The organism is Clostridium autoethanogenum DSM 10061, from assembly GCF_001484725.1.
Taxonomy (GTDB): domain Bacteria; phylum Bacillota; class Clostridia; order Clostridiales; family Clostridiaceae; genus Clostridium_B; species Clostridium_B ljungdahlii.
This window is the reverse complement of record NZ_CP012395.1, coordinates 3,021,147-3,034,083: the sequence shown is the minus strand read 5'-3', so window position 1 is coordinate 3,034,083 and position 12,937 is coordinate 3,021,147. Positions and strand designations below refer to the sequence as shown.

General features: G+C 31.4%; 8 protein-coding genes and 1 other RNA gene. All 9 read right to left on the bottom strand.

Annotated features, from left to right (window positions below; genetic code table 11):
* Positions 1–10: 10 nt before the first annotated feature.
* The 9 genes from CLAU_RS13685 to CLAU_RS13645 all read right to left on the bottom strand — a co-directional run bounded on the left by CLAU_RS13685 (position 11) and on the right by CLAU_RS13645 (position 12,932).
* Positions 11–1,810 carry an NADH-ubiquinone oxidoreductase-F iron-sulfur binding region domain-containing protein gene (locus CLAU_RS13685; protein ID WP_013237374.1) on the bottom strand — a complete coding sequence of 600 codons (1,800 nt, stop codon included), beginning with the start codon at positions 1,808–1,810 and terminating at the stop codon, positions 11–13.
* Positions 1,803–2,288: an NADH-quinone oxidoreductase subunit NuoE gene (gene nuoE, locus CLAU_RS13680; protein WP_013237373.1), complete on the bottom strand. Its 486-nt coding sequence runs from the start codon at positions 2,286–2,288 to the stop codon at positions 1,803–1,805. Before nuoE ends, CLAU_RS13685 begins: the two co-directional genes overlap by 8 nt.
* Positions 2,289–2,583: 295 nt before the next feature.
* Positions 2,584–3,372, bottom strand: coding sequence for a formate dehydrogenase accessory sulfurtransferase FdhD (gene fdhD / locus CLAU_RS13675; RefSeq protein WP_023162855.1), 789 nt, complete (start codon positions 3,370–3,372; stop codon positions 2,584–2,586).
* Positions 3,335–3,904 carry a molybdopterin-guanine dinucleotide biosynthesis protein B gene (gene mobB / locus CLAU_RS13670; protein WP_023162854.1) on the bottom strand — a complete coding sequence of 190 codons (570 nt, stop codon included), beginning with the start codon at positions 3,902–3,904 and terminating at the stop codon, positions 3,335–3,337. Before mobB ends, fdhD begins: the two co-directional genes overlap by 38 nt.
* Positions 3,882–5,081 carry a molybdopterin molybdotransferase MoeA gene (locus CLAU_RS13665; RefSeq protein WP_023162853.1) on the bottom strand — a complete coding sequence of 400 codons (1,200 nt, stop codon included), beginning with the start codon at positions 5,079–5,081 and terminating at the stop codon, positions 3,882–3,884. The genes mobB and CLAU_RS13665 overlap by 23 nt, the downstream gene beginning before the upstream one ends.
* Before the next feature lie 84 nt (positions 5,082–5,165).
* Positions 5,166–7,295, bottom strand: a complete 2,130-nt coding sequence (gene fdhF / locus CLAU_RS13660; protein WP_081650146.1) for a formate dehydrogenase subunit alpha — start codon at positions 7,293–7,295, stop codon at positions 5,166–5,168.
* A gap of 300 nt (positions 7,296–7,595) precedes the next feature.
* Positions 7,596–7,787, bottom strand: a non-coding RNA gene (gene ssrS, locus CLAU_RS20100) — 6S RNA.
* Between the two features lie 216 nt (positions 7,788–8,003).
* Positions 8,004–11,456 (bottom strand): helicase-exonuclease AddAB subunit AddB, encoded by a 3,453-nt coding sequence (addB, locus tag CLAU_RS13650; RefSeq protein WP_023162850.1) that lies wholly within the window; start codon positions 11,454–11,456, stop codon positions 8,004–8,006.
* A gap of 21 nt (positions 11,457–11,477) precedes the next feature.
* Complete coding sequence (locus tag CLAU_RS13645) at positions 11,478–12,932, bottom strand: hypothetical protein (protein WP_242825697.1); 1,455 nt, start codon at positions 12,930–12,932, stop codon at positions 11,478–11,480.
* Between the last annotated feature and the right edge of the window lie 5 nt (positions 12,933–12,937).

Sequence of the window (12,937 nt, the reverse complement as noted above, 5' to 3'; positions counted from 1 at the left end):
ATTCACCTCCCTATAGAACCTTAACAGCATCAAACTTACAGATGTTCATGCAGTTACCGCATCTCAAGCACTTATCAGCATCTATTGTATGTGGTTTCTTAATTTCCCCTGTTATACAATCAGCTGGACAATTCTTTTTACACATATCGCATCCCTTACATTTATCCTCGTCTATACCAAATGTAGTAAGTTTCTTACAAACTCCTGCTCTACATCTCTTATTCTTTATATGCTCTTCAAATTCATCTCTAAAATATCTTATAGAAGCAATTACTGGATTTGGAGCACTCTTACCAAGACTGCACAGAGATGCCTTGCTTGTCATGGAACATATTTCGAGAAGCTCTTCTATGTCTCCTTCTTTTCCATCACCATTGCATATGTCAGTGAGTATTTCAAGCATCCTCTTTACGCCTTCTCTACAAGGTACACACTTTCCACAAGATTCTTCAGCCAAGAAGCTCAGGTAATATCTAGTTACATCTACCATACAGGTTCTATCATCCATTACGATCATTCCGCCTGAACCCATCATGGAATCTGCTTTAACCAAAGTATCATAATCTACTGGCAAATCTAAATATTCAGCTGGTAAACATCCACCTGAAGGTCCACCTATTTGAACTGCCTTAAACTTTCTATCATTTAATACTCCACCGCCAATATCATATATTATTTCTCTAAGAGTAGTTCCCATAGGTACTTCTACAAGTCCAGTATTCTTAACTTTTCCAACTAATGAGAATACCTTTGTTCCCTTACTCTTCTCCATAGTTCCTATAGCATGATACCAATCTCCGCCTTTTTCAATTATTATAGGTACATTGGCCCAAGTTTCTACATTATTTAAAACTGTAGGTTGTCCCCACAATCCTTTTTCTGTAGTGTGTATATATTTAGCTCTAGGTTCACCTACCATACCTTCTATAGACGACATAAGTGCAGTAGATTCACCACATACAAAAGCTCCTCCACCTCTTACTATCTGTATATCGAAGGAAAAATCAGTTCCTAATATATTATTACCTAATAAATTTTCATCTTTTGCTTTATTAATAGCTTTCTGCATATTTTCTACAGCAAGTCCATATTCATCTCTTATATAAGCAAATCCATTTGTACCTCCTACTGCATAAGCACATAATGTCATACCTTCTATAACACTGTTAGGATCTCCCTCCATTATACTTCTATCCATAAATGCTCCAGGATCTCCTTCATCACCATTACATACTACATATATAGGTGATGTATCAATATCTGCAGCAGTTTTCCATTTACGTCCTGTTGGGAATCCTGCTCCACCTCTTCCTCTAAGACCTGATTTTGTTATTTCTTCAAGCACATCTTCAGGTTTCATGCTGCTTATTGCTTTTTTAAGAGCTTTGTATCCGCCTCTTTCAACATAATCTTCCAAACTTATTGGATCTATTTCACCAACATTTCTGAGAGCAATTTTGTATTGTCTTTTACAAAATTCACTTTCTTTATGATTTCTTAATCTCTGTTTTGTAGCAGTCTCAAAATATAATAATTTTTCAATTATTTCCCCATTCATCAATGTCTTTTTTACTACGTCTTCTACATCTTCTACTTTAACTTTAAAATATGCAATGTCATCTGGATATATTTTCAGTACAGGACCTTTCTCACACAATCCATCGCAACCTGTTGCTTTTAATTTAACATTTACTTCTGCATTTGCCCCTAATTTAGCTATTTGTGCCTTCATTTCTTCATATACTTCCATACTGCCTTTAGCTAAACAACCTGTCCCACAACATATATTGACAGTTTTTTTATCACTCATCACTCTCACTCCTATACTCACTAAGAATTTCTTCAACCAGTTTAGGTGTTAAATTTCCATAATATTTGTCATTTATCATCATGACAGGAGCTATTGCACAGCATCCTATACAGTTAACTGTATTTATTGAAAATTTGAGATCCTCTGTAGTTTCACCTGGTTTAATTCCTATTGCCTTTTCAAGTTCATCCATTACAACCATAGAACCAGCAACATGGCAAGCGGTTCCATCACATACAGTTATTATGTTTTCCCCTTTTGGAGTAAGGCTCAATGCCTTATAAAAAGTAGCCATACCATACAGTCTACTTACAGGCGTGTCCAAATACTTAGCTAAATTCTCCAGTGCTTCTCTTGGTATATATTTGTACTTTCTCTGTATATCCTGTAGTATAGCAAGAGTAAATCTCTGCTCTTTAGGATATTTTTCAATTACATCTTGTCCAGACAGGTCTTCATTTTGCTGTTTAGTTAACATTAAATACTTCACCCTCCCATTTGAATATTATAATTGATTTCCCCCTTAAAATATTAGAAGGAATAAGATATTAGCTCTAAACCAAAGATTTGAGCCTCTATACTTAAGAAATAATTTTAAAACATATAACACATTTAATTTAAAATTATTTTAATTACCTTATTTAAAAATTAAAATATAAACTTAGTCCTATTTAATTAGGGACTAATTATTAACATTAAATATTATATTATTTTTATATAACTATATGATTAATTTTTTAAGATTATATTCAAAAATATGTTAACAGAAATTACTATATTATTCTCTGTGGATTTGTATATACATTCATTCTTTCTCCCCTTACAAATCCAATTAATGTAACATTTAAAGCTTTTGCAAATTCTATAGAAAGACTTGTAGGTGCAGATTTAGATATTATTATAGGTACCCCTAGCCTAGCAATTTTATATACCATTTCAAAAGATACTCTGCTGCTCACAAATATTATTTTATCCTTTAAATAAATATTTTTTATAAATGCCTCACCTATAAGCTTGTCTACAGCATTGTGTCTAGCCACATCCTCACAAATAGATATTACTTTATCTTCATCACAAAGAGCTGCACAATGTGTTCCTCCAGTGAGTTTAAACGTCTTGGAATATCCAAGATTGTCCATCATTAGATCATAGATTTTATCGACATGAATGTAAACATTATCATTGTTGATTATACTAATTTCCATGGAATCAATAATATACGAAAAGAACTTACTTTTCTCATTTTCACTAAATGTTATAGGAAGCACTTGCTTTGAATACAACTCTTTATTAAATTGGCTATTTTTCAAAGTTACCCTGGACGCTCCACTTTTTTCATCTATCTCTAGAGATTTTATTTCATCTAGAGATTTTATAACACCTCTAAAGGTCAAGAAACCTATTGTTAATTCCTTAAGCTTTTCAGGCGTACATAAGAGTACTGTCAAATGTTCACCATTTACAAATACATTTAAAGGATATTCACAAATAGTTGATTCCTCTACTGTCTTTTTACATTCTTTGTCATATTTGACTACATGAAGTTCCATGGTTTTCTCCATTTTTGTTACCTCCTATAAAGTCGTTCTCAATAAAATCAGCTATTTTTTTTGTATCATTTATATCAAATACAGGAATATCAGTTATTAAGTTTTCATTGGTTACAATAGCTACAAAATTTTGAAAATTATATTTAGAATTTTTGTAAAGTAAACATTTGCTTGCATTTTTCCTGTATACTTCTATTTTAGGAAATTCGTTACCCTTGAAGCCTTCCACTATTACAATATCTACATCTTGAAAAAGCAACAGTAGTTCTTCTATACTTTTGGGTCCACTTACTTTTTTTATCATAGCCACTGTATTATCCGATGCAATAACAACATTGTCCGCACCTGCCTCTGTAAATCTAAAGCTGTCTTTTCCTGGGTAATCTATCTGTAACTTATGAGCATCATTCTTTATTGCACCAACCTTATATCCTCTGCTTTTTAGAATTCTTATTATTCCTTCTATCAAGGTAGTCTTACCCGAATTTGAACTAGATGAAATAATAGAAATTACTGACCTCTTATTTGAATATAAATTTTCCATTTAAAATATCTCCAGCTTTTGCTATACTAGTTCCCTTTTCCATGATGACGACTCCATTTGACTTAGTAAGCGTAAAAAGCCCATTGGAATCTTGTCTTCCTACATCATAGGCATAATAACGGTTATCTTCCTTTTTTATGTTTACATACATATAGCAGTCTCTTTCTTTTCCTGATTTAAAATCATCTTTTAAAGTTACAGGAAATTCTTCAGGAAACGCATCATCTCTTCCAATCATTTTTTTAATAGATGGTGCTACAAAACTTTCAAATGAATTTATTACCGAAAGCGGATTTCCTGGAAGTCCAAAGAACAATTTATCTTTAAAAGTTGCAAAAACAACTGGTTTTCCTGGTTTAATAGCTACCGAAGTAAACTTTATATCTGTTCCTATTTTCTGAAGAACATCTTCTATAAAATCGTAATCACCTACAGATGCTCCTCCAGTAGTTATGATTATATCTCCCTCTTCAAATGCAGTTTTTATAGCATTAAAAATCTTATCCTTATCATCTCTTATTATCCCATATGATTTAACTTCTGCATTTAAATTTTTAATAAGGGCAATTAATGTATATTCATTACAATTCCTTATTTTACCTTGCATTAAGTTTTGATCTATATTTATAAGTTCATCCCCAGTATTTATTATTATAATTTTAGGGGCTTTATAACATTTTATTTTAGTATAACCTAGTGATGCCAATAACCCTATTTCTGCAGGTCTCAAAATCTTTCCTTTTCTTAAAGCAACATCACCAATTTTTATCTCCTCACCAGTTTTAAATATGTTGGTTCCAGGAGATATATTTTCTAATACATGAAGTTCTTTTCCTTCTACTTTTACTTTTTCTATTTGAATAACTGCATCTGCACCTTTTGGTACTGGAGCTCCTGTCATTATTTTTATGGCTTCACCATTTTTCAATACTATATCAGAAAAATCTCCCGCCTTTATGCTTCCCTTAATTCGAAATTTTGACATTTTTTCCTTAGTATCTTCACTTTTTAAAGCATACCCATCCATACAGGATTTGTCAAATGGGGGAAGATTATCTTTTGAGCTTATATCCTCTGCCAATACCCTGTTAAGAGAATTTATCAACGATATATCTTCACCTTTAAGCAGTTTTGTGTTATTCATTACTATATTGAATGCTTCATGTACGTCTATCACAGTCTATCAACTCCTATTGATTTAAAGCTTTTGGCTAAAAGACCTCTTAATCAAGGTCTTTTTAGCCATCTTTATATTAAAATATTAAACATTCATCTTTTTCTTTAAAAGATCATATTGATCTTTTATAAACTTTTCAGCTTCTTTCTGATCTTTTATAGCTTCTATTTTTACTGCACAATACTTTAATTCAGGAGTTTTTGATACTGGATCTAGATTATTAGATGTAAGTTCATTACATGCGCCTACCCACCATTGATAGGTCATATAGACTGCTCCTTTATTTGCCCTTTCAGTAATAAGTGCACGGGCAACCACAGAACCTCTTCGTGAACTTATTCTCATAAGCTCACCATCTATTATTCCCTTAGCCTTTGCATCCATTGGATTAACTTGTACATATCCTGGTTCATCGGCTAACTGCTGAAGTGCCCTACAGTTTCCTGTCATTGTTCTTACAGAATAATGTCCTACTTCTCTAACTGTAGAAAGAACGAGTGGATAATCTTTATCTGTCTGCTCTACAGGAGGTCTCCATTCTGCTGCAAATAAGTTTGCTTTTCCAGTAGGTGTATTAAATTTATTACCTTTGTAGAGATAAGAAGTTCCAGGATGATTTTCAGATGGACAAGGCCATTGGATTCCTCCTAATTCTTCGAGTCTCTTATAAGTTGCTCCTTTGAAATTTGGACATAAATTTATAAGTTCATTCCATATTTCCTCAGTATTGTTATAATGCATATTATAACCCATAGCACAGGCAATTTTTGAAATTATTTCCCAATCTGGTTTAACATCTCCCTTAGGTTCTACAGCTTTTCTAAATCTCTGGAATCCTCTATCTGCAGAACTAAAGACTCCTTCATGTTCTCCCCAAGACGTGGAAGGTAAAATTACATCTGCATGGAGTGCAGTTTTATTCATAAATATATCCTGAACTATTACAAGTTCCATTTTATCCAGTGTCTCTCTCATTTCATTAGAATCAGGATCACTTTGAACTGGATCTTCACCCATTATATAATATGCCTTTATTTTATCCTCTTTAAGCGTTAATTCAGGAACTTGTGTCAGGTGATAACCAACTTTGTTTGGAAGTTTAACACCCCAAGCTTTTTCAAATTTTTGCCTAATTGCATCGTCAGTTACACTTTGATAACCTGGGTATACATTAGGAAGTGCTCCCATATCACAAGCACCTTGAACATTGTTCTGGCCTCTTACAGGTCCTATACCTACATTAGGTCTTCCAAAATTACCAGTTAATAATGCTATAGAAGCTAGTCCCTTAACTACATCTACAGCTTGAGCAAATTGACATACTCCCATACCATATAATATCATGGCATTTTTAGCACCTGAGTACATTTTCATAGCTTCTACTATATCCTCTGAAGGTATGCCAGTAACTTTTTCTGCATATTCAGGAGTATAATTTTCAACTATAGATCTATATTCTTCAAAACCAACAGTATGATCTTCTACATATTGTTTGTTATAAAACTGTTTATTTATAAGTATGTTGGCAAAAGTATTTACAAGAACCATATTTGTTCCATTTTTTATAGGGAGCCATAAATCTGCTATCCTACCAGACTCTGTTATACGTGGATCTACAACTATTACCTTTGCACCCTTTTGTTTTGCCCTAACTATTCTCTTAGCAACTATTGGATGCGAAGCTGCTCCATTATATCCAAAAATAAGTAGTAAATCTGTATCATCTATTTCATGTATACCATTTGACATAGCACCATTTCCTAAAACGTAAGCCAGACCGGCTACAGAAGGAGCATGTCAAACTCTGGCACAGTGATCTACGTTATTGGTTCCAATAACCGCCCTCATAAACTTTTGCATTATGTAGTTTGCTTCGTTTCCAGAACCCCTAGCACATCCTGTTCCCATTATGGAATCAGGTCCATATTTCTCTTTTATTTGTGACAATCTTGAAGCCGTAAAACTAATAGCTTCATCCCAGCTTACCTCTTCTAGCTCTCCGTTTTTTCTTATCATCGGATGTTTAATTCTAGATGTCAATATTTTAGGATCGTTTAAAAAATCCCAACCAAAGTGTCCTTTTAAACACAGTGATCCTTCATTTGTCCTACCATTAGCAGGCTCTGCTTTAATTATTTTGCCATTCTTTACATGCAAGTATAAATTACAACCAGCGCCACAGTAAGGACAAACAGTTAAAACTTTTTTATCCATTGTTTTACCCCCCAATAACTTTATATATTAAATTTACCTATAAATTACTTTTACCGATTACAATTTCATTTTAAAATATTCAGAATTTAAAGTCAAGGTTACTAAGGTTACTTTTGTTTAATTTTTTTTAATACTTTATTGAGACTTTATTGCAATTTAAAATAATAGTTCCATTTTTTAATCACTTTTTAAATATAGTTTTAAAATATATTAAAATGAAATACAGATGCATTATGCTGGACATAAAAAGAGAGATCTCTCAACCTCTCTTTAGAAATCATAATCTTAAAGATTACTTTTATTTTATCCAAAATACCGTTTAACTTTACTTTGACACCTATCCCAAAATAGGTGGATGTCCTCACAGATGTCTCCATCCTCCTAAACTTTCAATTGCAATTATAAGTAGGCTTCATGTACCCATCTAAATATTGAACTTCCGTTTACATAACGTAGGTTCAAAACTAAAGCTTACGTATACCTCAGATCTTTTATAAATATTTAAAATGCTTTGATAACGTTTTTACAGATTTATTATATAATAAGTCATTTGGCCTGTCAATTATGCTTTATATATTTTTTTACAATATCTATTGAAACTGTAAAATATGCACATATCTGTACTACTATCATATACATATCTGTACCATTATTCTAGTAAATAGTTCCACACAATCCTTCAAATTTTGCAACTATTCCATCGAAATTTTACTTTCCAACTTTTCCTTCAATATCCTTCCAAACTTCTTCATCCTTTTTATCTTTAATTATCTTATATTCATTTCCTTTTATAGATGTATCAAATTGGCAAATAGCAGAATAAATACAATAACTACATCCTGTCTTGCTTTTATTTTTATATGGAGCTGCCTCTATATCCCCTTCTAGTATCTTTTCACTTAGGTCTACTATTGTGCTTCTTACATATTTCCTTAGTAATTCAAATTGCTCCCTAGTTGCTAGAGACGATTGAGTCTTTGAAAGGTTGCCATCTTTCTTTATGGAAGCACATATAATATCTGAAGTTCTTTCCATTTCACTATCCATTTGCCTTATTATCTCAGGATCATTTAAAAGCAATCCATTCATCCTAAGACTCTTAAGTATCTTCTTCTCTATCTCAGAGTCACTTATATTTCCTTCTGTTTTTATTATGGGATCATCCAATTTAAAATATAATATTCCTCCCGGTATACCTTCTTTATTAAATTTTTCATCCAGTTCCGCAAGTATGGCATCCAAATATATTAAAAGCTGCATTTGAAAACCATAATATATGTCTGACAGCTTAAATTCCTTTGTACCAGATTTGTAGTCTATTATTCTAAGATATACAACTGAATCCTGCTCTAATAAATCTATTCTATCCACTCTACCTATGAGACTAACTTCTTCTCCCGAGTGAAGTTTTATTGAAATAGGAGGTATATCTCCGGAGTCTCCAAAAGAAAGTTCATAAGCCCTTGGTACAAACTTACCTCTTTTCATATGTTCTGCTATAAGCCATACTGACCTTGTAAGTATTTTTTTTAAATTATCTGTAATATGTTTATACTTCTTTGAACTGTTCAATATGGATCCTGGCATACCACTTAAAGTACTATCTACTACAACTTTTACATTTTCCTCACACCAATTCCTATCTATATCATTCCAGGTTAACTTTTTTTCTTTTAACTGTATGGAAAACTTTTTAAGTATATCATGCATAAAGCTTCCTAAATCCGGAGAACTTAAATTATACATTTTTCTATCTTCAACTTTAAGTCCATACTGTACAAAATATGCAAAAGGGCACTCTGAAAATTTCTCTAATCTTGAAACACTTATATTCAAATGGCTTCCATAAAGTCTTCTAACTTTACTTTTATCTAAAATTTCAATGTAATTGTTATAGGAAAATCCTTTTAAAACAGTTTCAACTTTCTTACTCCAACTAGGATCATTTTTATACCATCTATATACGTTAATCCAAAGTGGATCTACAGAATTGTTGTCTTCTATGCTTCTTCTTATATTTGAAATCAATTCATTAAATGTATCTTTAGGTCCATTTACAGCTTCTATTCCTGCTCTATCTCCCAAAATACCTTTTAAATTACTCTCTTCTTGAACCTTAGGAAATAATTTTTTTATAATAGATATGACAATAGATTGTCTCTTACTTTTTCCTTCTTCATCACTCATTGAATAGCTTAATGTTAAATATTTATCTGCTTTAGTAAGTATTCCATATACTAAAAGTTGTTCTTCAAAAGCCCTGCTTCTAGTATCTTTTGCAAGTTCCATTCCTCTTTTCCTCAATTCATCCCTGTCTTCATCCGTAAATACTCCATCTGCAGATATAGATGCTGGAAATATTCCATCGTTAACTCCAACAATATAAAGTATTCTTACATCGTGACTTCTTAACCTGGTTACACTACTAACTAAAACTTGGTCTAAGGATGCAGGTATTACTCCTATTTCATATTGGGAAAAGCCATTTGCAAGTACTTCACTAAATAGCTCCATTCCAATGGATTCATCTCCTATAACAACTGCTATTTGATCTAATATGTCTACCACTATATTCCATATTTGGCTATACTCATTTGCTTTATCTAATTTAGAAGTATTTCTAAATTCCTTTATAAGTGTCTCCACTTTTTTTGGCACCTCTAAATTAAGCAAAAAATTATATAGTCCTTCACACATTTGTTGTCCTGTCTTCTTACCTTTTATATCCTTTGAAAGCTTCAAAATAGGTTCTCTAACTTTATCCCTTATACAGTTTATCTTTTTTAAATATTCTGTCTCTTCTTCAGATATTTCTTCATCAAAATTTCCATAGTTTATTCTATAATTCCACGGCTTTGGATTGGTCCATTTTTTTCCTATTATTCCATTGGCAAGCACATAATTTTCTAACATATCTATCTCATCAAATTCTAAATTCAAAAGTCCCGTTTTTAAATATCTAAATACAGCTTCATAGGACCAATTTTTTGAAAGTATTTCTATAGCTGAAATTATTAAAATTATAATAGGACTATCATCAATTTCCCTTTTCTTATCTATAAAATAAGGTATATTATATTGATTGAACACAGCTTTTATAATATTTTCATATCCATCTAAATCTCCCGTCACAACTGAAATATCTCTAAATCTAAAACCTTCATCCCTACACATTTTTAATATGTCCCGAGCACTATTTTCCACTTCAGTATATTTATTTAAGGCTTTAAATATCCTTATGCTCGAATTTGATCTTTTATAAGTTTTGTAAGGATAAGAAAATATATACCGTTCTAGATGTCCAAGCTCTGCATTACCTTTAAATCTACTGTAAGAATTAAATTTTAATGATATTGGTTTGTCATAGGATATATTATTATTTTTAGCTATTTCTAAAAGTTTTTTTTCAGTGATTTTTGTAGGTAAAAATAAGTCCATACTTTCAAGAGAAGAATTCTCACTTAAAATATCTGTACATAAGGTTATATTTGTCCTGTATGATTTACATATAATCTTTTCCAGCACCTTATATTCCTGCGGCGTAAAACTATAAAATTCATCAATCCATACTTCCGCATTGTTAAAAAAATTAGATTTATCAAGTTTTTCATATAGCAGGGATAGTATATCCTCAGAATCTATATAATTTTTATGAAGCCTCTCCTGAAACTCCGAGTAAATTATTATTATATCTTCTAACTTGTTTTTCAGATTTATATTTTCTATTCTATCTAGGCTATCTTGTAAGAGTTTAATTGATGTGTTATACTTTTTTAATTCAGTTATCATATCTGAAATCATATTTACAAAGCCTTGTTTTTTAGTAGATTTCCCAAATACTTTTAATTTCTTTTTATTCCTCTCTATTATTTCATAAAGAAGTATAGCTTTTCCTGAATCATTTACATGCTTTCTTGTACCACCACCTACTTCACCAAACACTCTTTCTGCAGCTCTCTTAAAACTCAGTACCTGAGCTTTTAACATCCCCTTTTGTCCCACTGATTTTAATAAATTTTTCTCTGCTTGAAAAGAAAATTGTTCAGGTACCAAAAGTATGAGATTTCTATTTTCATTTTCTTCTATTCTCTTTTTTATGCTCTGAAGGCAATAATAACTTTTACCACTTCCTGCCCTTCCATATATAAACCTTATGCTCATAATAATCACACACCTGTAATATTAATTTTTCTTCATATTCTTAATTAATTTATTCCATTCATCTACATAACTTCCTAATGACCACTGAGACATAACTGCTGTTTCTCCATTTTTTAAGTCAAACTCCTTGTCTAGTTTACCTATTTTTTTATTATTTAAAGAATAGATTTTTAACTCAGTTTCAGTTAAAACAACTATAAAGTCCCTATTTGGAGAAGTATATGCATCTACTGCATCTGGTATATCTTTTTTTATTACATCAAATGATGGATATAAATCATCATAATCAGTTAAAATTGTGGGAGCTGCATACATCACATCAAAATCACCATAAGGGATTCTTCCTCTTAGCATCCATCTTCCGCTTCTCCTATCTACAGACCAATTAGTTTGCAACTTATTTTCATCTATTTTATTTTTACTTAAGTTTACCTTTTTTAAATATAAATCTGCACTATATTTTAATCTACTCCCTGCATCATCCCCAAAAGCTTTAGAAAAATCCATCTTATTTCCATCGAAATTATCTAGAGGAAGTACACTAAAATCTCCTCTTTCAAATCTTTGGTCACCATCATCATCATTATAAACTTTCTTGTCATCCATAGAAATATATTCTTCACCTACAAATAATATTTCGCTGCTAATCCCAGAAATGCTGCGATATTTAATTCTTGAAGTTTTATTGTTTCCAAGGGTTTCGCCCCAAACAATATCCTTTTTCACACCTTTTTCCCATACTTTTTTTACTCCAACCTTCCAAAATCCACTTTTCCTTGGGACTACTAAATCTTTTATATTAACAATAGGCATAATCTTCCCATATGAGGAACTTATCCACAAAGTTCTATAATTATACCCTAGTCCCGTCTCATCAATACACTTAAGTCCTAAAAGCAATCCGGATTTAGAATTCGTCTCTTTTTGACTCTTTGGAATTATAAGCTTAGAATTATTTTTATCTATATTTTTAAATTCAGAATTGTTTATTTGTGTGCCATCCTTAACGAAAAAAAATATTATTCCATCTGTAAACTTTAACATTACGTTTTTATTTATCTCAATAAATTCATCAAAAAAATTATCTTCAGAAGACACAGTAACTACTTTTATGTATTTTTCATTTATCCCTATGGAAGAAGGATCAATTTTAAAATTATTTTGAAAATAATCTTTACTATCTAAAATTTTTACTTTAAAACTAGGATTTTTGCATATCAAATTATCAAAGTATACTCCCTTATCACTGAATTCAGCCTTTTCACCTAGCATACTTTTAGCCTTGTCCTCAGAAATAGAAGAGTCACCTGTAAATACATATCTATCTAAAATCCATGTTCCTGCTATAGGTAAATTTATGTTCTTTACGGGAACAATGTTGGGATTAAGAGAAGAATTTATATTTTTATACACTACAAATACTATACATACAACTAAAATACCAATAAGTGCAGTAAGCTTTTTCAAAAATATCACCTTTT

Coding starts and splice junctions, on each gene's coding strand:
- addB (WP_023162850.1), bottom strand. CDS start 11,456: ATGAGCATAAGGTTTATATATGGAAGGGCAGGAAGTGGTAAAAGTTAT.
- mobB (WP_023162854.1), bottom strand. CDS start 3,904: ATGGAAAATTTATATTCAAATAAGAGGTCAGTAATTTCTATTATTTCA.
- CLAU_RS13685 (WP_013237374.1), bottom strand. CDS start 1,810: ATGAGTGATAAAAAAACTGTCAATATATGTTGTGGGACAGGTTGTTTA.
- fdhD (WP_023162855.1), bottom strand. CDS start 3,372: ATGGAGAAAACCATGGAACTTCATGTAGTCAAATATGACAAAGAATGT.
- nuoE (WP_013237373.1), bottom strand. CDS start 2,288: ATGTTAACTAAACAGCAAAATGAAGACCTGTCTGGACAAGATGTAATT.